This window comes from Pseudoalteromonas sp. APC 3691, assembly GCF_030408135.1.
Lineage (GTDB): Bacteria > Pseudomonadota > Gammaproteobacteria > Enterobacterales > Alteromonadaceae > Pseudoalteromonas.
On the sequence record NZ_JASDCB010000064.1, the window covers coordinates 1 to 24966 of the forward strand.

At 40.6% G+C, this 24966-nt stretch carries 20 protein-coding genes and 3 pseudogenes; 13 read left to right on the forward strand and 10 right to left on the reverse strand.

Annotated features, from left to right (window positions below):
• The first annotated feature begins 234 nt into the window (after positions 1-234).
• From QL998_RS16745 to QL998_RS16760, 4 genes are all read left to right on the forward strand, one after another.
• Positions 235-1422: a hypothetical protein gene (locus QL998_RS16745; protein ID WP_010553585.1), complete on the forward strand. Its 1188-nt coding sequence runs from the start codon at positions 235-237 to the stop codon at positions 1420-1422.
• An 882-nt stretch (positions 1423-2304) separates the two neighbouring features.
• On the forward strand, positions 2305-2667 hold the full coding sequence (locus tag QL998_RS16750) for a 2OG-Fe(II) oxygenase (RefSeq protein WP_024606048.1): 363 nt from the start codon (positions 2305-2307) through the stop codon (positions 2665-2667).
• Positions 2661-2909 (forward strand): DUF1272 domain-containing protein, encoded by a 249-nt coding sequence (locus QL998_RS16755; RefSeq protein ID WP_024606049.1) that lies wholly within the window; start codon positions 2661-2663, stop codon positions 2907-2909. Before QL998_RS16750 ends, QL998_RS16755 begins: the two co-directional genes overlap by 7 nt.
• Before the next feature lie 43 nt (positions 2910-2952).
• Positions 2953-3255, forward strand: coding sequence for a hypothetical protein (locus tag QL998_RS16760; protein WP_004334655.1), 303 nt, complete (start codon positions 2953-2955; stop codon positions 3253-3255).
• Positions 3256-3382: 127 nt separating this feature from the next.
• Here the strand turns inward: QL998_RS16760 and QL998_RS16765 are convergent, their stop codons facing one another.
• The 7 genes from QL998_RS16765 to QL998_RS16795 form a co-directional block, all read right to left on the reverse strand.
• Positions 3383-4666 carry an allantoate amidohydrolase gene (locus tag QL998_RS16765; protein ID WP_290193107.1) on the reverse strand — a complete coding sequence of 428 codons (1284 nt, stop codon included), beginning with the start codon at positions 4664-4666 and terminating at the stop codon, positions 3383-3385.
• A gap of 14 nt (positions 4667-4680) precedes the next feature.
• A complete protein-coding gene (locus tag QL998_RS16770; protein ID WP_024606051.1) occupies positions 4681-5910 on the reverse strand; it encodes an alanine--glyoxylate aminotransferase family protein in 1230 nt (409 codons plus the stop codon).
• A 3-nt stretch (positions 5911-5913) separates the two neighbouring features.
• A complete protein-coding gene (locus QL998_RS16775) occupies positions 5914-6738 on the reverse strand; it encodes a sulfite exporter TauE/SafE family protein (protein WP_024593246.1) in 825 nt (274 codons plus the stop codon).
• A complete protein-coding gene (locus QL998_RS16780; protein WP_290193108.1) occupies positions 6726-8309 on the reverse strand; it encodes a gamma-glutamyltransferase in 1584 nt (527 codons plus the stop codon). The genes QL998_RS16775 and QL998_RS16780 overlap by 13 nt, the downstream gene beginning before the upstream one ends.
• Positions 8306-9508, reverse strand: a complete 1203-nt coding sequence (locus tag QL998_RS16785) for an amidase family protein (RefSeq protein ID WP_290193109.1) — start codon at positions 9506-9508, stop codon at positions 8306-8308. The genes QL998_RS16780 and QL998_RS16785 overlap by 4 nt, the downstream gene beginning before the upstream one ends.
• Positions 9509-9917: 409 nt before the next feature.
• Positions 9918-10400, reverse strand: a complete 483-nt coding sequence (locus tag QL998_RS16790; RefSeq protein ID WP_024605382.1) for a putative 4-hydroxy-4-methyl-2-oxoglutarate aldolase — start codon at positions 10398-10400, stop codon at positions 9918-9920.
• A 3-nt stretch (positions 10401-10403) separates the two neighbouring features.
• Positions 10404-11057, reverse strand: coding sequence for a TetR/AcrR family transcriptional regulator (locus QL998_RS16795; protein WP_004334664.1), 654 nt, complete (start codon positions 11055-11057; stop codon positions 10404-10406).
• A gap of 445 nt (positions 11058-11502) precedes the next feature.
• Here QL998_RS16795 and yddG point away from each other — a divergent pair, with 445 nt between their 5' ends.
• Complete coding sequence (gene yddG, locus QL998_RS16800; protein ID WP_024605383.1) at positions 11503-12423, forward strand: aromatic amino acid DMT transporter YddG; 921 nt, start codon at positions 11503-11505, stop codon at positions 12421-12423.
• Positions 12424-12479: 56 nt separating this feature from the next.
• On the opposite strand, the pseudogene QL998_RS16810 reads toward yddG, so the two are convergent.
• Positions 12480-12957: pseudogene (locus tag QL998_RS16810) on the reverse strand (ankyrin repeat domain-containing protein).
• A gap of 98 nt (positions 12958-13055) precedes the next feature.
• Positions 13056-14528 (reverse strand): annotated as a pseudogene (locus tag QL998_RS16815) (catalase).
• 486 nt (positions 14529-15014) lie between these two features.
• Between QL998_RS16815 and QL998_RS16820 the strand changes: the two are divergent.
• From QL998_RS16820 to QL998_RS16840, 5 genes and pseudogenes are all read left to right on the forward strand, one after another.
• A complete protein-coding gene (locus tag QL998_RS16820) occupies positions 15015-15689 on the forward strand; it encodes an HAD family hydrolase (RefSeq protein ID WP_024591940.1) in 675 nt (224 codons plus the stop codon).
• 210 nt (positions 15690-15899) lie between these two features.
• Positions 15900-17619 (forward strand): annotated as a pseudogene (locus tag QL998_RS16825) (hypothetical protein).
• Between the two features lie 60 nt (positions 17620-17679).
• Positions 17680-19203, forward strand: coding sequence for a mannitol dehydrogenase family protein (locus tag QL998_RS16830; RefSeq protein ID WP_290193110.1), 1524 nt, complete (start codon positions 17680-17682; stop codon positions 19201-19203).
• A gap of 2 nt (positions 19204-19205) precedes the next feature.
• Complete coding sequence (locus QL998_RS16835) at positions 19206-20123, forward strand: carbohydrate kinase (RefSeq protein ID WP_290193111.1); 918 nt, start codon at positions 19206-19208, stop codon at positions 20121-20123.
• 259 nt (positions 20124-20382) lie between these two features.
• Positions 20383-21852, forward strand: a complete 1470-nt coding sequence (locus QL998_RS16840; RefSeq protein WP_004334688.1) for a carbon starvation CstA family protein — start codon at positions 20383-20385, stop codon at positions 21850-21852.
• Between the two features lie 84 nt (positions 21853-21936).
• Here QL998_RS16840 and QL998_RS16845 read toward each other — a convergent pair whose 3' ends face one another.
• The gene (locus QL998_RS16845; RefSeq protein ID WP_290193112.1) at positions 21937-22455 is read right to left on the reverse strand and encodes a TetR/AcrR family transcriptional regulator; all 519 of its coding nucleotides are present in this window, start codon (positions 22453-22455) and stop codon (positions 21937-21939) included.
• Between the two features lie 389 nt (positions 22456-22844).
• Between QL998_RS16845 and QL998_RS16850 the strand changes: the two genes are divergently transcribed.
• The 3 genes from QL998_RS16850 to QL998_RS16860 all read left to right on the forward strand — a co-directional run bounded on the left by QL998_RS16850 (position 22845) and on the right by QL998_RS16860 (position 24678).
• Complete coding sequence (locus tag QL998_RS16850) at positions 22845-23465, forward strand: glutathione S-transferase (protein ID WP_165735586.1); 621 nt, start codon at positions 22845-22847, stop codon at positions 23463-23465.
• 41 nt (positions 23466-23506) lie between these two features.
• Positions 23507-24199 carry a cupin domain-containing protein gene (locus tag QL998_RS16855; RefSeq protein ID WP_290193113.1) on the forward strand — a complete coding sequence of 231 codons (693 nt, stop codon included), beginning with the start codon at positions 23507-23509 and terminating at the stop codon, positions 24197-24199.
• A 98-nt stretch (positions 24200-24297) separates the two neighbouring features.
• The gene (locus QL998_RS16860) at positions 24298-24678 is read left to right on the forward strand and encodes an STAS/SEC14 domain-containing protein (RefSeq protein ID WP_002960091.1); all 381 of its coding nucleotides are present in this window, start codon (positions 24298-24300) and stop codon (positions 24676-24678) included.
• Positions 24679-24966: the final 288 nt, after the last annotated feature.

Consider the following 24966-nt stretch of genomic DNA (forward strand, 5'->3'; position numbering starts at 1 on the left):
TTCTGCTTGCTGAGAAGCTATTTATCGACTTGCAGAAAACAATATGTATCTGCAAGCCTAGCCCTTGAGTTATTATTCAAAAATCAGCTGCCTGATGTATTCATTTCAGATGAGGCTGAATAGTTACGTTCTTTTTAATGCTTGGCTTTATGTATGCTTTAATTAAATTTATAATTCATGCATACAAATTACGTGCATAAAAAGTAATGGATACAAATTTTAGTGGAACTTAATATGACATTTTTAAAAAATGTAAAGCAACAAGCGGCGACTAAAACGCCTTCTGAATTAGAGCGTTTATGGCAGCGAATTGAAAAACATACTAAGCGTAACGCAAACTTTGATATTAAAAAGCAGATCCTGTTTTCTCAATTTCAAGAACAAGTAGAGCACCATGAGCAAATTCAAGCTCAAATGATTGCAGAACAAATTATTCATTTTAGTAAGTTTATCCAACGTAAAAGCTTAACTATTGAACAGCGTAATGAACTTGTGGATTGGATAAATGAAGATTTAGATTATTTGTCAGAACATCCATTCATTGGCGAGTTGAATGTTGAGGAAGTGTCTCAAGTTTTTCAATCTTACCTAAATAAGTATAACCAAGATACGGTTAGTACAATCCCTTCTTCAGAGTTAAACATATTACGTAATATGTTACAGCAAGATTTCCCCGGTTTAGAATTAACAGATGACGAACTGAGAGAAATAACAGCTGATCCTTCATTGCTTTATAAGCACCTTGACGAGCAAGGTTTTGGTGAGGAGAAAGATGATGAAGCGTTTAGTGCAGATAATATGCACTATGAACAAGATGAAGATTGGGATGACTTTTTTGACCAACACGAGCGATTTGATCGCGATGAAATTAAACAACAAAAAAACAACTCAAAATTAGAAAAGTTATTTAAAGGCTCGCAGCTAAACAAAATGTATAAACGTTTAGCATCTAAGTTGCATCCAGATAAAGAATCTGATCTTGCAAAAAAAGCAGAAAAACACGAACTAATGCAACAGTTAGTACAAGCTCGAAAAGAGAAAGACGGTTTTACTTTATTACAACTTTACATAAGCCATTTTGACGACGATGTCGATTTTGACGAAGAAACCAAAGCAAACTTAATTCCGTTACTGCAAAATAAAATAATCGAGCTAAATGAACAGCATCGGCAACAAAAAGAAAGTAATGACCAATATACAATTGTGTGGCGTAAGTTTAATGGTCGTAGTAAAGCGCAAATTAAAGATAATTTTGTAAACCATTTAGCGGCGCTGAATAATGAATGTGATGAAATTGCTAAACGTTTAGAGTATTGCACTACGGTTAAATCACTTAAAGAAGAGCTTAACAACCGAATTATGAATAAACGTCATATGCCCATGTCTTTAGAGGCGGCTCTGGAAAACATGTTCAATTTTTGATGAATTAACAGTGACGCCAGCCTAAGTTTTTTCATTAAGTTAGAATGGCTGTCCTGTTTAGCTGTTTCTTTACGCTGCGGCAACTGTATTGCCTTGTTCATAATGTAGAAAAGCTGCAAAACGCGATGTATTAAGCAAGATAAGCCCTTAGTTCCTCAATAAAGTCACTCAAACACTAGGGTCTGTTGAACTTTCAAGGTTAAATTTGCAGCAGTCTGTTTGGTATTTAGGCAAGGCAGAGCCTATACAGTGTGGTTATTCCCCATAAATAGGCGATAACGTAGCATTAATGCCAAACAGGCGCTGCCCAAAGGGTTCTTCCTAGGGGCTATTTACTCTTTGTTGCTCGGTTCTTACTTAGCCCACTAGGTTACAAACCTCGCGCCGCGATTAAATAGCCCCTAGTTTGAACAAATTTTAATCCGCAAAGATCAACGGACCCTAGGGCGTGTTGACCTTTCGTGGGTTAATTTGCAGCAGTCTGTTTGGTATTTAGGCCAGGCAGAGTCTATGTAGTGTGGTTATTCCCCATGAATAGGCGATAACGCCGCATAAATTCCAAACATGCGCTACCCTTTGGGTTCTTTCTAGGGACGATCAACTCTTTGTTGCTCGGTTTTTACTTAGCCCACTAGGTTACAAACCTCGCGCCGCGATTTAATCGCCCCTAGATTGAACAAATTTCAATCCAAAAAGATCAACACGCCCTAGTGTTCCCTTCTAAAATACTAATCAAAACAACATTAAAACTCCCTTTTATATCCCACGTAAAATACAGTAAACGATTGAACCAAAATATGAACTCGGCTATGGTTTATTTACCAATAAAAATAAATAAAAAACGAGTTAACCTGCTGCTTGTTAGCTGTTTCGAGGGATTGCATGTTTTTTTTGAGTAAATTATTTTGTTGGGAGCGAGGTAGGCAAAAGTCAGGCTACGATAAAATGTTGATTTGTGGTGCTACGTGGCCAATTAAATTTGATACATATTTGCTTAAATTTCCACAAGGAAGTGAAATAGCACCACACACAGACAAAGTTGAATCTGGTAAACACTATCGGTTGAATATAGTGCTTAAAAAAGCAGATTTGGGTGGTGAGTTTATTTGCAGTAATCCGATATTTGAAACAAAGCGAATTAAGCTATTCCGCCCTGATGTAAGTGAGCATCAGGTGTCAAAAGTTATAAAAGGTAATAGATATTTACTCAGCATTGGGTGGATAAAAGGGAGCGCTAAATGCTAGATTTAAGACCTAATTGTGAATGTTGTGATAAGAATCTACCTGCAAAGTCCACAGAGGCTTTTATTTGTTCATTTGAATGCACATTTTGTTCTGGCTGTGCTCAAACGGTATTAAATAACGTGTGCCCAAACTGCTCAGGTAATTTGGTTCAGCGGCCAATTCGCCCTTTGGGTGCACTAAAAAATTACCCAGCATCGACTAAGCGGGTGTTAAACGAAAGTGGTTGTGCGCCAAACACATAAAAACATAAAGTATAATAATTACATTTCTGGGTATGGAGATCTGATGAGAAAATCCTTTGAATTTACTATTAAGTCAATCAAAGTTAAAATAATTAACACTTGGTTTAGTGGTGCTAAATTATATGTGAATGGTGACTTACGAGATACTGACAAAACTTTGTTAGCTATTAGGAATAATACTTTACTATCTGCAAATTTAGGTGAGTTGGGTGTTCTAGAAATCAAGCCATTATCGGGTTTAATTACCGTCGAAATGGATGCATATTTGGTTAATGGTACAAACATTCAACATGTATATAGCTCACATAAACGCCTTAGCCTAAAAGAGCAAAGGGCAGCCCGATAAAGCTACTTTAAATAACATATATTCCTGCATTTACCTGCCTTCAGTAATAACCTCCAAATGACTTTGAGGAGGTTTAAGCCCCTAAGCATACCAAGTTAATATACTTGGTTTACTCGATTACCTTAAATCACTCACACTCTTTCACATAAAGTAAAAGCGCGCTGTACATTACACTGAGTGCCTTTGTTACATCGCTGTCGATAACCGCTTCTGCTGGGTGATGGCTTATACCGCCAGGGCTGCGTATAAATAACATGCCAACGGGGCATATAGGAGCGATTGCCATTGCATCGTGCCCAGCGCCTGAGGCAAGTGAAGGCGATGCTTGGTTATTGAGTTTACATGCGCTTGAAAACAAATGCTGAATAGTGGTGTCGCACGCAACGGCATCGGCGGCATGCGTCCATTGCCAATCGAGTATTAAATTGCGTTTGCTTGTTATAGATTGAGCGCTGCTTTGTATGGCGCTTAGTAAATTAGCGAGATCGGTGTCGCTTTGTGCACGTGCGTCTAGGCTTATGGTTGTTTTACCTGCAATCACGTTTGTAGCCCCAGGGCGAGACTGTATTTGCCCTACGGTGGCTACTTCGCCATTACTCGCACTTTTTGCTAGTTTTTCAATTTCGGTTACTAATTCAGCGCAGCCTGCTAGTGAATCCTGACGTAAATTCATAGGGGTTGTACCCGCATGACCGCTTTGGCCTGTTAGGGTAAGCATGGCGCGTTTTGCCCCTGCAATAGCCGTTACAACGCCTAACGCCTGATTAACCGATTCGAGCACCGGACCTTGTTCAATATGAGTTTCCCAGTAACCTAGTAACTCATTTTTGTTTAGTGCGGCCTTTGCGTAGTCGTTAGGGTTTAGGCCAAAGTCGAGCATGGCTTGGCGTATAGTTATGCCGTTTGTGTCTTCAATGTTTAGCCACTGTGGGTCAAATTCGTTAGCGAGGGCTTTTGAGCCAATTAAAGTTGTGGCAAAGCGGGTGCCTTCTTCATCGCAAAAGCCCACTACATCTAAATGAAAGGGCAGGTCGAGCTTTAACTTATGTGCAAGCGCTGCAATTTCTATCCCCAGCAGTACACCTAAAATACCATCAAACGCTCCTGCGTTTGGTACTGTGTCGAGGTGCGATCCTATAATTAAACGTTTAGCATGTGGGTTTGATGATTTTAGTCGCCCCCAAAGGTTGCCCACTTCGTCTTGCCACGATTGCATGCCTGCCTCAACCATCCACGATGCAGTAACAGCGTTACACTCTTTGTGCTCTTTTGATAAGTACACGCGGTGAATACCGCCTTGCATTTGCGATAGTGCGCTGAGGGTTTTACAGCGAGATAAAGCGCGTGTTGCGTATTCATCAGCAAGTTCTTTGTCTAATAAAGGGCTGTGTTGTGGGCTTACAATCGTCATGCTAAATCCTTTTTTTATTTATAGTGAGCAAGGGCGGCAATGGCGGCTTCGCCTTTAGGACCTTTATAGCCGTTGGCATGTAAGCAGGCATCTAGGCTTGCCAATGTTTGTAATACGGCATCTTTACGGGCGTTGTAACCCATGGTGCCAATACGCCAAATTTTGCCATGCAGCGGGCCAAACGAGGTGCCAATTTCTATTCCAAAATCGGTTAGCATTTGTCCGCGTACGTGATCGGCATTAATACCCTCGGGTATATAAACACCCAGTACGTTGTTCATTTTATGTGTTAAATCGCCAAATACATTTAAGCCGAGCGCTTGAATGCCTGTTAGCATGGCATCGCCATGTAATTTGTGGCGCGCTACGCAGTTATCCACGCCTTCTTCAATTACTATACGGGCGCATTCTGAGGCGCAGTACAGCATGCTGGTGGCTTCGGTATGATGATTTAGGCGCTCCTCTCCCCAGTAATTCATGATCATACCTAAATCAAAGTAGTTTGAGCGTACAAAGGGCTCTGTGCCGTCGATATGATCGGCCGTGCGAATACCTGCCTCTACCTTTTTACGTTTTTGGATCCACTCGGCGCATTTGTCGCTCAGTGTCAATGGCGCTGACCCAGAAGGTCCGCCTAAACATTTTTGCAGGCCAACCGAAAGTGCATCGAGTTTCCATTCATCGACAGGAAGTTCGTTACCCACAATAGATGCGGTGGCATCACAATAAAATAGTACATCGTGCTTTTGGCAAATATCGCCAATATGCTCAAGAGGTTGGTTCATGGTGGTGGATGTATCGCCTTGTACCATAGCAAGTACATGGGGTTTTACATCAACAATGGCTTTTTCGATTTGTTCTGGCGTAAACACTTCGCCCCACGGTACGTCTATTGTGTGCACCTTTGCGCCAACGCGTTCTGCTATTTCAGCAAGTAGGTGACCAAAGCGCCCCATAATTGGTACTAGTACTTTATCGCCTGGGCGTAAAATTGAGCATAATACGGCTTCAATACCTGCGCGCGATGTGCCATCTATTAGCATGGTCCATTCGTTTTTAGTTTTAAAAATTTCGCGGTAACGCGCCATGGTTTCGTTCATAAAACCGGTCATTACTGGGTCGTATTGACCGATAAGCTGCGCCGACATAGCACGTAAAACAAGAGGATCTGCATTAATTGGACCTGGTCCCATTAATAAACGCTGTGGTGGGTTTAAGGTTTGAACTTGCGTGTTAATAAACATATTTTAGGCTCCCAGAGTCTGAATGAGCATGCGAATGCCAGTTATCATTAAGACAACGGCAAAAGCGCGTTTTAGTTGTTTTTGATCCAGCTTGCTACCAATTTTTACCCCAATAGGCGCAAATAAAATAGTCAGCGGAATAATAAGAAAAAAGGCAGGGAGGTTAACTAACCCCCACGTACCTAGGGGAGCATCGGTTGGCGTTGTGCCAATACTTAATAAGGTAATAACACCTGGTAGCGCAATCAATAAACCAAAAACGGCCGCAGTTCCTACTGCAACATGGGCGCGTACATTAAATGCGTTTAGCATAGGTACGCCAATAGTACCGCCACCTATGCCAATCATTACCGACAAACCACCTACAATACTTGCCATAACGCCTTGACCAAATTTACCTGGCAGTTGTTTTACAAGCGCGGGTGCACCGGCTCTAAATAACATGTTTAAACTGACTAAAATAGCAATGCAGGCAAACATGAGCACTAATGCGTTACCGCGAACGGTATGAGCAATAATACTACCGACTACCGCCATAACTAATATAAACGGTGCCCAGTATTTTATTAGCGCAAGGTCAATATTTCCTTTGCTATGATGCGATCGAATAGATGAAAGCGAAGTAGGTACTATGGTTGCAAGTGATGTGGCGGTGGCTATCATCATTGCCGACTCTGGGCTTACGCCAAAACCTTGCAGTAAAAAATACAGCACAGGTACGATTACAATACCGCCGCCTACACCAAAAAGTCCTGCTAAAATTCCGGCAAAAATTCCGGTTGCTATTAAGGCCGCTACTATTGGCCATTGGTTTATTATTTCTGACATTGTGTTCCTGCTGTAGTTACTGTTGCACGTCCATCTGAACGAGGATCTGTTGCAGCTTCAAGGCTTGTAGTTGTATCTAAAATAGCCCCAGCGTGCCCCATCATTTCGTTATTATTATCAACGCTTACCCAATCGTGGTCACGTTGATTTAATTCATGTTCTATATGAAAAACTAACTCTTTTTCAATTTTTAAATTTTTACTTGTATCGCCCCATGTGCGTCCAAGTAACCAACGAGGGTCGCTAATCGCTTGTTTTATTGATTTATTTCGCCATGCGTAGCCTGCAAAAACAGCGGCTTGGGTTTGTGGTTGCCCTTCACCGCCCATTGTTCCGTAAGCAAGTCGACGACCATCGCTAAACTTTGCCAGTGCTGGGTTAAGTGTATGAGCGGGCTTTTTATTTGGAGCAAGGGCGTTGGTATCTTGATTGTTTAAACTAAAGCTTAAACCACGGTTATTCCACACAAAGCCGCCTTCACTCATTAATATTCCGCTGCCAAATTCCCAGTAAATGCTTTGAATAAAGCTGACTAATTGCCCGTTTTTATCTCTGGCTGCCATCCACACAGTATCGCCAGGCTCTGCGTTAAATGGCCATTTTTTGGCTTTGGCCATATCAATATTGATAGCAAGTTCGCTTAAGCGATTATCGGTTAGTGCGTTTTTATAATCGTCTCCTAATGCTTCAGGGTCAGCCCAAAGGGTAGGGCGATGGGTAAAGCTTTGTTTAGTTGCCTCAACAATTAAATGTGTCCAGTCGGCATCGGTTTTAGCTAAATGCTTTAACTTATTTACGGCACCAATTATTTGTAGTGAATGCACGCCTTGTGTTGGCGCGGGTAAGTTGTAGCAATTAATACCACTGAGGTTTGCATTTAGCGCAGTAACTACCTCGGCTTTAGTATTTGCAATGTCACCTGCGGTAATTGAGCTGCCTGCTTTTGCTAAGTCGGCGGCAAATGAGTTGGCAAGTGCGCCTTCATAAAATGCGTTTAAGCCATGTTTTGCTAGGTATTCAAACGTTGCTGCAAGTTTAGGGTTTTTAAAATGTTGACCTGCTTGCAAGGGCTTGCCATTGGGTATGTAGAGGCTTTTAAACGCCTCATTGGTATTGTTAGCAGTGGCTAGTTTTTCGCAGCCTGCTTGCAAGCTTTTTGTAACTGTAAAGCCCTCGCGCGCAAGCTCAATAGCGGGTGCTAAAATTTGTGACAGTGGTAGTGCTGCGTGCTCATCTAGTTCAAGCGCCTTTTGCCAACCGCGAATTGTACCCGCTTGAGTCAGTGCGCTTAACCCGCCGCGCTCTGGTATTTGCGCGAGCGAGTTATAGGGCGTTGTATTAGTTGCTGCACGGCCGCAGGCGTCAATAGCGGTAGGCGTTTTTTGGTTTGGGTTATCGATAAGCCAAAAGCTGTCGCCACCAATTGAGTTCATATGTGGATATACAACGCTAATAGCAGCGGCAGCCGCTACCATAGCCTCGGTAGCTGTACCGCCTTGTTTTAGTATATTTATACCCGCTTCAGTGGCCGAAAAATGAGACGCGGTAAATGCAATGTTGTGTGTGGTCATGCCGGTGTGTCCTGTTTAAAGTGTGCAGCTAGGTGCTTAACGCAAGCAAGTAGGCTTTTATCGTTACCGTGGCTCATCATTAATGAAAAACCATACGGATGATCATTTGCTAAATCAGCCAGCGGTAAATGCACTTGCGCTGAGCCACTAAGCCCTGCAATTGCCGAAAGCGTAATAATTTGCATGCGTAAGGCGCTTGTGTCGGCGCCTAATTTAGGTGCGGTTGTGGGGGTGGTTGGCAAAAATAAACAGCTGTTTGTATTTAGGTTTTTAGCTATTAGTGTTTGCCATTGGGTTTGTACTTTTAGTGCTTCTTGTTCTTCTTGAACAGTTAGGGCAAGCGCCATATTAAAACGTGCCGCAATTGCTGGAGCAAACTGGGGAAGTTGCCCCGGCAATTGAAGCCAGTCTTTATGCGTTTTTGCGATTGCTCGCCCTTGCAGTACTCTAAAACTATCAGCAAGTTTATTTAATAAGCTGCTGTTAGGTAGTTCAAATTCTTTATGGTGCTTAAAATTAGGCTTGGTTTTTTCAAGCAATTGTTTAAGTGGGGCTTGTAAAACAGGGTCAACGAGTTCAAATAACGGCTCGCAAATAACTAAGGTATCAACGTTATTAATAGCTTGATTTGGTAGCAGTACATTACCTACATCGCTTAATAGCTCGGCGCTTTGGGTAAGCCAACCTATGGTATCAAAAGGCGGAGCCAACGGTATTAGGCCGTCTTTTTCAATCACGTTATGGCTTGGCCTTATGCCATATAAACCACAATAGCTGGCGGGTATTCTAATTGAGCCGCCGGTGTCGGTGCCTAAGCCAATATCAGCTAAGTTAGCAGCAACTGCAGCAGCAGACCCCATACTCGAACCACCGCAAGCATGCCCTTTTAATTTAGGATTTTGCGCAACGCCATAATGTATATTATTACCCTCTAAGCTATAAGCCAGCTCGTCAGTATGGGTAAAGCCTATAAAGTTACAACCAGCGGTCATGAGCTTATTAACCGAGCTTGCCGTATTTTGAGCCGGTTTAGCTGTTTTAAACCAGTGTGGGTTGCCTGCGCTGTTACGCTCGCCCTTTACTGCAAATACATCTTTTACAGCTAAGCGATTGTTTGCAAGCACTCCAGAGTGGTTTGTTTGCCACAGGGTAGGACCGTGATTGCAAAATATACCTTTGTTGTTTTTTTTATCACTCATTTGCAGCTCATTATTATAAAACTGACCAAGTACTTACTTATTAAGTTAAGAGTGATTAAAAAGCGGGCTGGTTATTATTATTATGAATACCAATTTTATTAAAAACATGATCATTTTATCGGATTAAATAGCGCACTCACTGCGTCATTTTCTTCGCGTTATAATAGATCACTAATTTAATGCAATTGCTAAGGCTCCGCTTTTTAATCGGTAGTTTTGATTTTATAGTGCTTAGACTAAGCAAGAGGAATGCCATAAATTAAAATCCTGTCCAACTGGTCAGGTTTTGTTGGGTTGTATGAGATTTGTAAATGTGGGCTGTAGAAATAGTGAAATTAAAATGAGCTAAAACAAACCAACTTGGTGCGCAGATGCACCAAGTTGGTCTCTATTTATATGGTTTTGAGTGCTAAATAAGGGGCGTTTTACTGATGATTAAACCGTTAATATCGGCGTAAACCCAATCGTTAGGTTCAATAGTAGTGCTAAGCATGGTAACAGCTTGGTTTTTATCACCAAAGCCGCGCTTTAAGGTACTACGCGGTGTAGAGCCTAGCGCCATTACAGGTAAGTTCATCGTGGCAAGTATTACTATATCTCGGCAACAGCCATTTATTATTACGCCTTCCCAGCCATTATTTAGGGCACGCTCAGCCATAATATCGCCTATAAACGCAAAGCGTTTGCTCGCAAACCCGTTTATAACCAATACTTTACCTTCACCATTTTCATGCAATATATCGGCGGCAAAAGAGTTGTCTTCTGGGCAGGTAACGGTAACTACTTTGCCATAAAACGTGGTTTTTTTACCAAAGTGATAAAGGCCGCTGTCTGCTACTTGCACGTTATCGCGATGATCGTCAAATAAATCGGGTGTAGTAAAGGATGTCATGGGTTAAGTCTCACTTTGCTCAGGTATTTTAAGACCAATACCTTTTAAAATTATGTGGGCAATTGATTGCGTAATTTGTGCCACATCGGTTTCGTCGTACTCTAATTTGTTCATTACGAGTAAAACCTCAGCCTGAAAGTCGGCGTAATATTGCGTGGTAGACCAAATAGTAAAGAGCAAATGGTAGGGATCAACCTTATCCATTTTATCAGCGTCCATCCATGCTTGAAGTACATCAACCTTTTGTTTAACCCAAGGGCGGGTATTGGTTCTAAAGTAGTTTTGTAAATAGGGTGCACCGCGCAGTATTTCACTGGCAAATAAGCGAGATTGCATTGGCTGATTTACGGCCAGTATTACTTTGCTTTTAATATAGTTATAAAGCACGGTAGCTGGATCGTCGTTAATTGTGACGTTATCGAGCCCTAAGTTCCAATTAGCTATTATGCGGTCAATCACAGACTCGTACAGACCATCCTTACTTTTAAAGTAATACAAAATATTAGCTTTTGGCACCTGCGCTTCTTTAGCAACCATGCTCATACTTGCTCCGTCGTAACCTAATTGCGAAAACAATTGCTCGGCGGCATCTAAAATTAGTTTTTGGTTTTTCTCGCGTGTGACTTCTTTTTTATTTGGCTTTATTTGTGTGGTCATTATAAAGTTTGCGTGTTTAACGTATTGATTGATTGTAGCTTTACTGACCAAAAGGTCAATTACTAAAAAGGGTGAATGCTAAAAACAAACGAGAGGTTTAAGCTATTAACTTTAGGGTCTGTTGAACTTTGCGGATTAAAATTTGTTCAAACTAGGGGCTATTTAATCGCGGCGCGAGATTTGTAACCTAGTGGGCTAAGTAAAAACCGAGCAACAAAGAGTAAGTAGCCCCTAGGAAGAACCCTTTGGGCAGCGCCTGTTTGGCATTAATGCTACGTTATCGCCCATTAATGGGGAATAACCACACTATATAGGCTCTGCCTTGCCTAAATACCAAACAGACTGCTGCAAATTTAACCTTGAAAGATCAACAGACCCTTATTGTTTAATTAAATAATTACTGTTAGTTTAGTTTCAAATTTACGAGTAGTACTTTAGGTTTAATATGGAGTTTTTAAGCAAAAATAAATACACGCTTTATGGAGTCGCGGCCATATTACTGTGGAGTTGCTTAGTTGCATTACTACGAGATATTTCTGAGTTGTTTAGCCCCATTGGTGGTGCGGCGGCTATGTATTCTGTCAGTGCGATATTTTTAATTTTGGTTATGGGAGTGCCCAAGTTTAGTGGTTTTTCGAAACGTTACTTGGTAATAGGTACTTTATTATTTGTATCGTACGAAATTTGCTTGGCGCTTTCTATTGGTATGGCAAACAGCCGTCATCAGGCAATGGAAATGGCGGTTATTAATTATTTATGGCCCACGCTGACTATATTGCTCTCTATTATTATTGGTCGTAAAAAAGTAAGTTACTGGGTTTACCCAAGCATGATCATTGCTTTTTTAGGCGTTGCTTGGTGTATTACGGGCGATCAAAAAATGTCGGTCGATACGCTTGTTACTAACTTTGCTGATAATCCTGCTACTTATTTAATGGCATTAGCTGCAGCGTTTATATGGGCTATTTATTGCGTAGTTACGCAAAAGCTGAGTAATGGTAAAAATGCTATTACGTTATTTTTTACTGTCACGGCAATGAGTTTGTGGGCGCAATATGGTTTTAGTAATGAAGCACCATTAACGTTTTCACTCAGCTCAAGCATAACGTTGCTATTAGCTGGTGTAGTAGTGGGGAGCGGTTATGCACTGTGGAATCAAGCTATTATTGGCGGTAACTTAATGCTTTTGGGAACACTTTCGTACTTTACACCGGTGTTTTCTACTATTATTTCGGCGTTGTATTTATCTATTAAGCTGAGTGCTTCGTTTTGGCAGGGGGTTGTACTGGTAACAGTGGGCTCGCTAATTTGCTACTTTGTAACGCGAGAAAAGCCTAAACAACCTCAAATAGCGTCTGCAACATAAGACTAATTTTATTAAAAATAAGCCCTATTATTTTAGGGCTTTTTGTTGCGTGCAGATTATTTTGCATTATTTACCTGCGCTAGTAACTCTATAACTTTTTGTTGACCAAATGTTTGTGCAAATTGCTCTGCTGTTTGACCGGCTTTGTTTTGATGCGCGTTGTCGCAATCAAGTGATACGAGTGTTTTAGCTATACTAAATTCACCTCTAAAAATAGCGGCCATTAGCGCCTAAGTGTAAAAGTGTGTTAACCGTGTTTTTATTACCATGGTAAGTAGCAATCATTAACGCGGTGTAGCCTTTATTGTTGTAGCTGTCGATAGGAATACCGGCATCTACAAATTGCTCTATTACAGCTGTGTCGTTTGTGCGTGCTGCGGCAAAGTAATAAGCAAATAAACTATCGTATTGAGTTTTTGCAGAATGTTGGGTTTCAGATTGCGTACTGGGTGTTTGTGTATCTGATGTATTTTGAGCGTAAACGCTACTGGTAAAGCTCAGAAATAGAGCGACTATAATTAATAAATTACGCATAACAATTGTCTCTTATAAAAGAGGAAGGGTTTATTCCTTCCTCATGATTGTGGTTTAAATAGCTATTTAGTTGGGACTAATTGCTTTTAACTAGTTGCTTATAAGTTAGCGGCTAGTTGTTTAACCATTTTAAGGTCGCCGTTTACAGCTTTAGTTAAGCGTGTACCGTACTCACTATCAGCTTTGTAAAAGTGGCTAAGCATTTTGTGTTTAACACTGCTGTTTTGCACTTTGCCTAAATCGCCTGCTAGGTTATTAATTAGGTTTGTACGTTCTTGCTTGCTAAAACCACGGTATATAACATCTGCTTGCGCGAAGTTTTGCTGCTTTTTAATCGCAGCTTGTTGTACAAAGCCTTTTAGCTCTGTGTTACTTCTACGTGCAATTGGGTTTTCAGCTACGTTTTCTTGGCTTGGCTGGTAGTTCACATTGCTTGTAGTGTTACCAATATTCATTGCGCCGTCTTGGTTGTAGTTAACCACTTCAACTTTTGCACGGTTAATTGGCAGTTGCTGGTGGTTAGCACCTAGGCGGTACATTTGTGTATCAGCGTAAGAAAACATACGACCTTGTAATAGTCTGTCTTCTGATGGCTCAATACCTGGAATAATGTTTGCCGGTGCCATTGCTACTTGTTCCGTAGATTGGAAGAAGTTAGTTGGCATACGGTTTAGGGTCATTGTTCCTACTTTAGTTTCTTTAATGTCTAACCACATTTATGTTGCATCTAACGGGTTGTAATCAAAGTCATCAAGCTGCGATGGATCAAGCGTTTTAATGTACAGATCCCATTTAGGGAAATTGCCTTTGCCAATTTCGCTGTAAAGGTCGCGTGTTAAGTGTTGGAAGTCTTGGCTTTGCACTTTAGCTACTTCTTTTGCGTCAAGGTTATCAATACCTTGTTGGCTTACCCAATGAAACTTAACGTATTTAACATCGCCCGATTTGTTAATCATTTTGTATGCATGTACACCCCAACCGTCCATTTTACGAAGACTTGCTGGTGTACCGTAGTCGCTGTAAACCCACGTTAGCATTTGTGTAGAACCTAGTTCGTGCGAGAAAAAGTCAAATACGCGGTTAGGATCTTGAATATTATCAACCGGAGATGGTTTTAAAGAGTGAACCATGTCTGGAAATTTAATCGCATCGCGAATAAAGAACACCGGTAAGTTGTTACCTACTAAATCCCAGTTACCTTGGTCTGTGTAAAACTTAGTTGCAAAGCCACGTGGGTCACGCAGTGTTTCTGGGCTGCCTTTTGAGTGAATTACCGATGAAAAACGAACAAATACGTCTGTTTCTTTACCAGCTTGTGCAAACGGTGCTGCAATTGTTAAATCGTCTAGCTCTTTTGATGCTACAAACACACCGTGTGCGCCGGTACCACGAGCATGCACAACACGCTCAGGAATACGCTCACGTGCAAAGCGTTGCAGTTTTTGAATTAGTTGCACGTCTTCTAGTAATACACTGCCACGTTCGCCAGCAGTAATTGAATTTTGGTTTTCGCCAACAGCTGCGCCGTTATCTTTAGTAAGAGTTGTTGCTGCGCTTGCCGGTAATGCCATTGCAAGTGCCAGTGCAGTTAGTGTTAATTTTGTTTTGTTTATTTTATTTGAGTATTCATTGTCGACCTCATCTATTTAAAAGTGCCGGCAGTGGTGCAGGCTGTTAATCTGTTAACGATAGTATTAATTTTATTAACTTCGGTAAAACTGATTAATTAGATTGATGTGATTTGTAAAACAGATGAGATGAATTTGCAGATACACTTTTTACATTAATGTAATTTTTTTACTACGACCTTAGTCGATATGCATATTAATAAAATTGATTAAATACAGAGGTTTTTAATTTTAATTGCGTGTATTTTCACCAAGCTGGTGCGTTTTATACTTACAACGTGTTGACATATCAATTCAATAAAGGGAGTATGCTCAATCGGTGGGCTTATGCTCATTATTGAGTTGCACTAAAAAGCTGCACAATATTAATCGCGCTTAACTCGTTATACTTAAATTAGCTAAACCAAACAGTTTTAATAAGGTGACAAGATGAATACTAACATTGAGCTAGTGATATTTGATTGTGATGGCGTTGTTATTGATAGCGAAATTTTAAGCGCACAAGTACTCATTAATATGCTTGTTGAAAAAGGCGTTGATATTGACCGTGCTTATGTACAGCAACACTTTTTAGGCTGCAATTTTAAAACAGTAAGCCAAAAAATAGCGGATGCATTTAATGTCACTCTTCCTGAAAGCTTTGAAGGTGACTACCGCGAAGCACTGTTAAACGAATTTGAAACAGGGCTAACCACGACTGACGGTATAAAAGACGTACTTAACAATTTAGCTGTGCCTATTTGTATAGCTACTAGCAGCAGCCCAGCACGCACCGCAAAAGCGTTGAGCGTAGTGAGTTTAAGTAAGTACTTTAGCGATACGGTTTTTACCAGCAGCGAAGTTAAGCGTGGCAAACCAGCACCCGATTTATTTTTACATGCAGCTAAACAAATGGGTGTAAAGCCAGAGCATTGTTTAGTGATTGAAGACAGTAAAGCCGGCGTAAATGCAGGAATTGACGCCAACATGCAAGTACTGCATTACAGCGGTGGGCAACATATGCAAGGCTCTGTTAATCATGTACACAGTGCTTACCCAAATGTTGATCATTTAACGCATTGGCAAGATTTTTTTAGTGCATACCCTGCACTTAAAAAGCAGTAAACACGCAGCTTTTTAAATACACCAAGTTTTAAACGCGATTTACTCGCCTTACACACTGACAGGCAAGCAAACGCAAAATATAAATGTAGATGGTTTTGCTTTACTAAAAATAAAACAAAACATGGCAAAACATCATGCGTTTATAAGCCAAATTATAAAAGGCGAAGTATTTAGGTATTAAGTACTTTGCTGTTAACAATAGGAAATACCATGGCAACGAGTCCACACACACAAACATTTAAAGATGTAAACGAAGAGCAACTTCCTGTTGCTAATAATAAGCTTCACGGCTGGAAACATTTTGCAGGGCTATATGCCGGCGAACATGTTGCGGCTACTGAATTTGTTATTGGCGCAACGTTTGTTGCATTAGGCGCTTCAACCATCGACATTCTATTGGGTTTATTAATAGGTAACCTGTTAGCAATGTGTTCTTGGTGGCTAATTACTGCACCCATTGCAGTAGAAACCCGCTTAAGTTTATATAACTACTTAAACAAAATTGCTGGTAACTCTATGACCAAGCTCTATAACTGGGCTAACGTGGTTATTTTTAGTGTTATATCGGCCGCTATGATCACGGTATCCTCCACCGCCGTGCGGTTTTTGTTTGATATACCTGCGCAACTTGATTGGTATCCAAATAGCTTTTGGTTTGTAGCCATTGTTTTAGCTGTTGGCTCTATTGTTGTGTTTGTTGCGATGTATGGCTTTTCTACGGTTGCTGACTTTTCGAAACTGTGCGCGCCGTGGCTATTTGTTATATTTATTGCAGGTTCGTTCGCGTTATTCCCTGAGCTTTCAAATCACGTATTAGGTTCTACCTATTTAACTAGCTTTAGCGACTTTATGACCATAGGCGACTCCTCCATATGGACGGGCACCAATGCCGATGGTGAAAAAGGCATTGGCCTATTAGAAGTGATTGGCTTTGCATGGGCTGCTAACTCAATTACTCACTTTGGTTTAATCGACATGGCTATTTTTAGATTTGCTAAACGCAAAAGCTATGGCTTGTTTTCTGGCGTGGGCATGTTTTTTGGTCATTACTTAGCGTGGATCTCTGCCGGTATTATGGGCGCAGGTGTTGCGGTATTACTTAAAACAACTATTTCATCACTTGATCCGGGCGATGTTGCATACCATGCATTAGGTTGGACTGGATTTGTTATTGTAATTATAGCGGGCTGGACTACAGCTAACGCAAACCTTTACCGCGCAGGTCTTGCTGCACAATCTATATTTGTAAATCAGTCACGTGAGCGTACAACCGCTATTGTAGGTGTTGTAACCGTGATTATTGCGTGTTTCCCGTTTGTATTTTCACAAATGCTTCCGCTACTTACTTACGCAGGCTTATTAGTTGTACCAGTAGGCGGCATTGTGTTTGCTGAGCATGTGTTATTTCCTAAAATTGGCCTAACACGTTACTGGGCTAAATATAAAAATATTACCCGCAGCGTACCGGCTATAGCATCTTGGGCGTTAGCACTTGTGTTTGGCTTTGGCTTAAACGCAATTGATGTAATGTCGTTTTACTACTTGTTTATTCCTACATGGATTTTCACCATTGTTGTTTACACGCTTTTAGCTAAAAAATACGGCGCTGGTGACGATTACACAAGAAATTGCAGCAGAAAAGCAAGAGCAACGTGATATTAAAGAATATCAAGCAGCTGAGGCTAAAGACATTCCAAAGCCTGTAATTGACAGCTCTGTATTTACAAAAGTACTTAACGCGGTTTCTACGGTTTCACTGGTTATTATTTTTATATTTGCCAGCCAAGTGATGTTTTTCAGTGAAACTATGAGTATGTACAGCGCTAATAAATCGCAATTCGAAATAGCCTGTTTTATTTGTACTGTTATTTATTTTGTTACTGCGTACTGGTCATTAAAGCGCCATAAAGTACTCAATACAGCATCGTAATTACTTATCGTAATACAGTATCGTAATTTATATTTTATTTTTGTTTAGTAAGGTCACACCATGACACAATACCAACACACTGACGCTCTAGTTACAGGGCTAAACCAACAGAGCTTGGCTCAATTACCAAGCCATGTTGATACACCAACCTACGACCGTAGCGCAGTTAAAGCCGGTATTGTACATATTGGTGTGGGCGGTTTTCATCGTGCTCACCAAGCAGTGTATGTCAACGAGCTTTTAAAAACTCCGGGCTCTGAGCAATGGGGTATATGTGGTGTTGGCCTTTTAGAGGGTAACCGTGGTCTGCGTGATATTTTAAAGCAGCAAGATTACCTTTACACGCTTACTGTTAGACACCCAGACGGTACAATAGATAACAAAGTAATTGGCTCAATGATCGACTTTTTGTTTGCTCCAGAGGACAAACAAGCGGTAATTAATAAGCTAGCGCACAGCGATACTAAAATTGTGTCGCTTACTATTACTGAAGGCGGTTACAACTTTAACCCTGCAACGGGCGAGTTTGATTACAGTAATCCAGATATTATTAACGACATTAATAACCCAAACTACCCAATTACAGCGTTTGGTTACATTACTGCTGCGTTAAAACTTCGTAAAGAGCAAGGCCTAGGCGCGTTTACAGTACAGTCGTGCGATAACATTCAGCACAACGGTAACGTAACACGCAAAATGCTTTTAGCCTTTGCTACAGAGCAAGACAAAGACCTAAGTGAGTGGATTGAGCAAAACGTATCGTTTCCAAATGCGATGGTTGACCGTATTACACCGGTATCTAAAAAGAGTGATATTGATTACGTGGTTGATGCATATGGTGTTAGCGACGAGTGGCCAATTACCTGTGAGTCGTTTACACAATGGGTAATAGAGGACACATTTAGTGACTCTCGTCCAAATTGGGATGTTGTTGGTGCTCAGTTTGTTACTGATGTAACGCCTTATGAAACCATGAAAATACGTTTACTTAATGCAGGGCATTCTGTACTTGGTTTATTAGGTTCAATCCATGGCTACGGCACTATTGACGAAACGGTATCGGATGAATTATTTGCCACATACCTACGTGCTTTTATGGATAAAGAAGTAACCCCAAACCTTGAACCACTTGAAGGCATTGACCTTGAAAGCTACAAAGATACGTTAATAGAGCGTTTTGCTAATCCTAATATTAAAGACAGCCTAGCGCGTATCTGTAGTGAAAGCTCAGCTAAACTGCCTAAGTTTTTAATTGCCACAATTAACGAAAACCTAGTACAAGGTCGAGATGTATCACTGGCAACGCTTGTTATTGCTACTTGGTGTTTGTACAGCGATAAAGGTTTAAGTGAAAACGGCGAGCAACTTGAAATTCAAGATGCTATGCACAAAGAGCTTAATTCTTACGCGCAAGAGACTCAAACTAGCCCGATTGCATTTTTAAAGTTAACGAGCTTGTTTGGTAAGCTTGAGCATAACGAAACGTTTACTGCTGAATATAAAAAGTCGATTGCTGCGTTGTATGCACCTAATAGTAAAATTAAAGCCATTATGCAGGCTGTACTTGATCAAAAGAGTAACTAATTATGAGCATTTTAATTAATCATAAATCAGGCGAAAACGTAAGTGTTAGCTGTTTTGGCGAAGTACTGTGGGATTGTTTTGATTCAGGTAAACGCTTAGGTGGCGCGCCACTTAACATGTGTGTGCGTATTAACTCACTTGGCATTAAAGCCGACATGATCAGCGCTGTTGGTAACGACGAGTTAGGCGCTGAGCTACTAGGCGAAATTACTAGCAAAGGCGTAAGCTGCGAATACATTGCTATTAATAGTGACAAAAAAACTAGCACGGTTGAGGTAACGCTCGACAGTGGTGGCTCTGCAAGTTATGAAATAGTGGCAGACTCTGCGTGGGATAATATAGCGCTTACCGATGAGTTACTTAGTAAAGTTAAAAGTAGCGATGTATTTGTATTCGGCAGCCTAATTGGGCGAAGCGAAGCGTCTTTAGCTACGTTAAATCAACTAGTTGATGTAGCAAACTTTAATGTATTTGACGTAAATCTACGTGCACCGCATTACAAGCTAGAAACACTTGTAGATTTAATGAATAAAGCAGACTTTATTAAGTTAAACGATGAAGAGCTATACGAAATAGCAAAAGCGATGGGTTGTAAGTTTCATTCGCTTGAACAAAATTTAGCGTTTATAGCACAGCAAACAAATACCGATTACTTATGTGTAACCAAAGGTAGCCACGGTGCTTTATTAACAATCAAAGGCGAGAATTTTTATAATTCAGGTTATTTAATTAGCGTAATTGACACTGTTGGCGCAGGGGATTCGTTTTTAGGTTCGTTAATTTATCAGCTTTGTAGCAACGACGACGCGCAATATGCCGTTGACTTTGCATGTGCCGTTGGAGCAATGGTCGCCGAAAGTTCTGGTGCAACACCTACTTTAACGCATCAACAAATTAGTGAGTTTATGAACCCACTTTAAAAAAACATTGTGTGTGAAAGCGGTTATACGTAAAAGTTTAACCGCTTTTTTTGTGCCTAAAATAAGACATAGGCGATAAGTGAGTGTTAAGTGCGCAGGTTGCGTAAATAGTGGCTTATATCGATTATTGTATTAGCTAAACGTCTTATTGTTTGAGGGTTAAAGCTTTGTTATCGTTCGTCGATTATTCACGGATTGAAAAGGCGGGGCGACACACAATGCGCTCTATAACTAAAATACAAAAAGAGAAACGTGCTTTATGATCATCTTTTTTATCTGCCTCACTATTTTAATACTGGGCTATAAGTTTTACAGCCCATTTGTTGAAAAACAAGCCGGTTTGGATTCAACTGCTGACACACCACAAAAACGCTTTAGCGAAGGTGTTGATTACGTAGCTATTCACCCTGTACGAGCATTTTTAATTCAGTTTTTAAACATTGCTGGCGTAGGTCCAATATTTGGCCCAATTTTAGGTGCTTTATACGGACCAGTTGCACTAGTATGGATTGTACTTGGTAATGTTTTAGGTGGAGCTGTACACGACTTCTTCTCAGGTGTAATGAGTATAAAAGAAGACGGTAAAAGCCTACCAGAAATCGCAGGCCATTATTACAACGTCGTATTTAAAGGCTTTATGCTTGTATTTACTGCCATGCTACTGTTTTTTGTAGGTGTAGTATTTATTATGAGCCCTGCAGGTTTGCTAAGTAACCTTGATTTTTTTGAAGGTACAATACTGGCAAACAACACCTTTTGGGTACTTGCTATTTTAGCGTATTACTTTTTAGCTACCTTGCTACCAATTGATAAAATTATCACTAAGTTTTACCCAATTTTTGGTGCGCTAATGATTGTAATGACAGTGGCAATTGCTATTTCATTACTTATTAATGCGCCGCACTTACCGGTACCAAGTGACTTTTTAGCTTACTTTGAAGCTGATCACGCACATGACTTTTTAGAGCCAAACCCAGATGGATTACCAACATGGCCATTGTTATTTATAACAATTACCTGTGGTGCTATTAGTGGTTTTCACTCTACTCAAGCGCCTATTATTGCGCGCTGTTTAACTAACGAAAAATACGTACGTCCAGTTTATTACGGCGCTATGATGTGTGAAGGTATTGTAGGTTGTGTATGGGCACTTGCTGGTATTGCAGCGTTCCCAGATGGTTACGCAGGCTTAAAAGCATTGCTTGACCAAGGTGGTCCAGGCTTAGTTGTTAACCATGTAGCTAACAGTTACTTAGGCGTATTTGGCGGTATAATGGCAATTATTGCAGTAGCCGTATTCCCAATTACTTCTGGTGATACAGCGTTCCGCTCATTACGTTTAACTGTTGTTGATGCGTTTAATATTCCACAAAGCTTACGTAATCGCTTACTAGTGGCGGTGCCTATACTTGCTATAGCGTACTTTATGACGAAGCTCGATTTCTCATTAATTTGGCGCTACTTTGCATTTTCAAACATGCTGCTTTCTACAAGCGTATTATGGCTTGCCACTAAGTACTTGTTTGACCGTGGTACATTCCATTGGATTGCCAGTGTTCCTGCTGTTATAGCAACAGCGGTAACGGTTTCTTATATTGGCACTGCAGCAATTGGTCTTAACTTATCAAGCGATTTAGGTAAACCTATTGGCGCTGTAGTAACAGTGATTGGCTTAATTGTTTTAGCAATTGTGCACTCTAAGCATAAAGTTAAACCAACAGCGGTTTAATAATCACATAAGTTATTTCAAGCATTAAAAAAGCGAGCTATTGATAATCAATAGCTCGCTTTTTTTGTGTACTAAATTTAGGTATTACTGAGTTGCAAGTTCAAAGTAACTATTATCGTCGAGCGTTTTGCTTATCATCATAGCGCCCTCAAGCAGGCTCACTGTTTGAATAGCTGCTTGAGCGGGGTTAGGCTCACCATTAGTTAAGTGTGCAGCGCTAAGCCATGTTAGATTTTGATTAAAAAAGCGTTTTACTTCAAGGCGTACTTTATCTGGAAGGCTATCGCTTTCGGCTCCTAGTAACCCACATAAACACATTTTTTTATCGGTTACTAATGCACGTCTAAAAAGCTGAGTGTACACATCAATAGGATTTTTACCGCTTGCTTTAAGCTCGCTTGGCTCGCCTAACGCAGCTAAAAAAGAATTAGTATATTGATGAGCAAGCTCAGCACCTAAATCGGCCTTAGTCGGAAAGTGATAGTGCACACTGGCGCTTTTAATTCCAACTTCGCTTGCGAGCTCTCTAAAACTAAAATTACTGTATCCGCCAAGGCGTACCTTGTTTTCAGCTGCTTTTAATAAAGCTTCTTTTTTACTCATTTTTAATATTTCCTATCTGCAGTAACACCAGTTTTATTAAAAACATGATCATTGTATCGCATTAAATAACACACTAACTGCGTTAAAAATTATTCATACAGAATAACTAGATGTCATGATTTTCGCCTCGTTATTGCGCTATTTTCTTAGCGCAACAATAGATCACTTATTTAATGCAATTGGTACAGCAAAATTATCGACCAGTAGGTAGTTATTTACAAGTGTTTTTACTTTTAAGCAACTCCATAATTTTATTATGAATTAAGTTAAATCCCATAAATCAGAAAAATTTAAACGTTGACTTAAATTTAGTTTAATATTATAAATTACCTATCGATAGATAGGTTCCGCCATTGGCTCACTTTTAAACAATAAAGATAGAGATTGCTATGAAAATTTATGATGTAGAAAACTTTCCAAACCCACTTCGTGTTCGTATCGCTTTAGCTGAAAAAAATGCCACTGCAAATGTTGAGTTTGTACCTGTTGATTTATTAAATGGTGAGCACAGAACAGAAGCCTTCTTAGCTAAAAATCCATTAGCAGGTGTGCCCGTATTAGAGCTAGATGACGGCACGTTTATATCAGAAAGTACCGCTATTACTGAGTATATTGATACCGCATTTGAAGGCCCATCTTTAATGGGTGAAACCGCAAAAGAGCGTGCAGTAATTAACATGATGCAAAAACGCGCAGAATCTATGGTGCTTGACGCTGTGGCAACTTACTTTCATCATGCAACTGATGGCTTAGGTCCAGAGCTTGAAACGTATCAAAATGTGGCTTGGGGTGAAAAACAAGGCGAAAAAGCACGCCAAGGGTTTAGCTATTTTAATGATGTACTAGCGCAATCGGCATTTGTTGCTGGTGAACAATTTAGTATTGCTGATATAACATTGTATGCTGGGCTGGTATTTGCTGGATTTGCACAAATAGCAATCCCGAATGAGTTAACTCATTTATTAGCATGGCAAGAAAAAGTAGCAAAACGCCCAAGTGTTGCGGCGTAATTAGTTTAAAGTTTAAGTGGAGTTACGGTTAGGAGCCAAATATGAAAATTGCTGCCGATTTTAGTAAACGAGTTGTTGTACACAGCGAAACGCTCCCGTGGGTTGCATCGCCAATGGCGGGCGTTGATAGACGAGCACTGGACCGTGTGGGCGACGAAGTTGCTCGCGCCACGACCATTGTTCGTTATGCACCAGGCAGTGAATTTTCGCCGCATGTACACACCGGCGGTGAGGAGTTTGTTGTACTTGAAGGGGTATTTCAAGATGAGCATGGTGACTTTCCGACAGGTTCTTATATCCGTAACCCACCGCAATCAAAGCACAAACCGGGGTCTGAAAATGGCTGCGTTATATTTGTAAAGTTATGGCAGTTTCAGCCTGATGATAGAACCCACGTGCGTTTACAAACGGACTTGATGCAAAGTACGGCGCACCCTAGTTTTAAAAATGTAGCTGTAACTCCTTTGTACAAAGACGACTTTGAAGAGGTAAGCTTGCTGCACTTTAAGCCCAACGCCAGCATGGTTATAAACGCAAAAGGTGGAGCAGAACTGCTAGTACTTGAAGGTTCATTTGATGAGCAAGCCGATACCTTTGTAAAAAACAGTTGGTTAAGAGTGCCTATTAATAGCTCCATTAACGTTAAGGCGGGAAGTAATGGCGCAAAAGTATGGCTTAAAACGGGCCATTTAACTGATGTAGAAAACCAGATATCTCGCGTACAAAATGCGTAAATCAGTCGTTTATTTGAGATTATTTATTGATTTAGTTCAGGACTAATTAATTTTAGAAGGTGTACTTTTACCGCTCAGCCTATTTAAGGAGAGCAGTAATGGTACACACAACACATGGTTTATCGATTGGTCTTGAACGTGCAGGAAGAGAGTTTTTTTTAAAACTTAAAGCCGTTGGTACGCTTACTCACGACGACTACAAAATAATTACCCCAATGATAAATTCAGCTCTTGGCGAAGTTAAGCATCCAGTCGTGAACGCCTTAATAGATGGTAGCGAACTTGAAGGTTGGGAACTACGCGCAGCGTGGGATGACTTAAAGTTAGGTGTTAAGCACTCTAAAGAATTTAAAAAAGTAGCTATTTACGGTAATAAAGAGTGGCAAGCTCGAATGGCAAAAATAGGTAACTGGTTTATATCGGGTGAGGTTCAATACTTTGAAAATGCTACCGCAGCCATAGATTGGCTAGACGAATAGCCTGGTTTAAAAACTTAAATTAAAGCACTCTTATAGAGTGCTTTTTTGTTTGCCCAGCGAAGCTGGCAAACCCGATAGGCTGAAAGATGCCTTATCACCCTGACTAAGGGGAAGATAATCTGAATGGCAAGGGCGTCACTGGCCAACGGTGGGGTCTGAAGCTAAAGTATCCCCAGAATTAGCCTTTACATATCAATGAACTAACAGTATTAAAAAATGTGGGTAGTGAGGGAACATTCATGGTGTTTTGTGATCTTATGAATCGCTTAAAAACAACAGAACTAAACA

Coding starts and splice junctions, on each gene's coding strand:
- QL998_RS16845 (WP_290193112.1), bottom strand. CDS start 22,455: ATGAGTAAAAAAGAAGCTTTATTAAAAGCAGCTGAAAACAAGGTACGC.
- QL998_RS16775 (WP_024593246.1), bottom strand. CDS start 6,738: ATGTCAGAAATAATAAACCAATGGCCAATAGTAGCGGCCTTAATAGCA.
- QL998_RS16765 (WP_290193107.1), bottom strand. CDS start 4,666: ATGACGATTGTAAGCCCACAACACAGCCCTTTATTAGACAAAGAACTT.
- QL998_RS16820 (WP_024591940.1), top strand. CDS start 15,015: ATGAATACTAACATTGAGCTAGTGATATTTGATTGTGATGGCGTTGTT.
- QL998_RS16855 (WP_290193113.1), top strand. CDS start 23,507: ATGAAAATTGCTGCCGATTTTAGTAAACGAGTTGTTGTACACAGCGAA.
- QL998_RS16785 (WP_290193109.1), bottom strand. CDS start 9,508: ATGAGTGATAAAAAAAACAACAAAGGTATATTTTGCAATCACGGTCCT.
- QL998_RS16835 (WP_290193111.1), top strand. CDS start 19,206: ATGAGCATTTTAATTAATCATAAATCAGGCGAAAACGTAAGTGTTAGC.
- QL998_RS16750 (WP_024606048.1), top strand. CDS start 2,305: ATGTTTTTTTTGAGTAAATTATTTTGTTGGGAGCGAGGTAGGCAAAAG.
- QL998_RS16850 (WP_165735586.1), top strand. CDS start 22,845: ATGAAAATTTATGATGTAGAAAACTTTCCAAACCCACTTCGTGTTCGT.
- QL998_RS16755 (WP_024606049.1), top strand. CDS start 2,661: ATGCTAGATTTAAGACCTAATTGTGAATGTTGTGATAAGAATCTACCT.
- QL998_RS16780 (WP_290193108.1), bottom strand. CDS start 8,309: ATGACCACACACAACATTGCATTTACCGCGTCTCATTTTTCGGCCACT.
- QL998_RS16745 (WP_010553585.1), top strand. CDS start 235: ATGACATTTTTAAAAAATGTAAAGCAACAAGCGGCGACTAAAACGCCT.
- yddG (WP_024605383.1), top strand. CDS start 11,503: ATGGAGTTTTTAAGCAAAAATAAATACACGCTTTATGGAGTCGCGGCC.
- QL998_RS16770 (WP_024606051.1), bottom strand. CDS start 5,910: ATGTTTATTAACACGCAAGTTCAAACCTTAAACCCACCACAGCGTTTA.
- QL998_RS16760 (WP_004334655.1), top strand. CDS start 2,953: ATGAGAAAATCCTTTGAATTTACTATTAAGTCAATCAAAGTTAAAATA.
- QL998_RS16840 (WP_004334688.1), top strand. CDS start 20,383: ATGATCATCTTTTTTATCTGCCTCACTATTTTAATACTGGGCTATAAG.
- QL998_RS16795 (WP_004334664.1), bottom strand. CDS start 11,057: ATGACCACACAAATAAAGCCAAATAAAAAAGAAGTCACACGCGAGAAA.
- QL998_RS16830 (WP_290193110.1), top strand. CDS start 17,680: ATGACACAATACCAACACACTGACGCTCTAGTTACAGGGCTAAACCAA.
- QL998_RS16790 (WP_024605382.1), bottom strand. CDS start 10,400: ATGACATCCTTTACTACACCCGATTTATTTGACGATCATCGCGATAAC.
- QL998_RS16860 (WP_002960091.1), top strand. CDS start 24,298: ATGGTACACACAACACATGGTTTATCGATTGGTCTTGAACGTGCAGGA.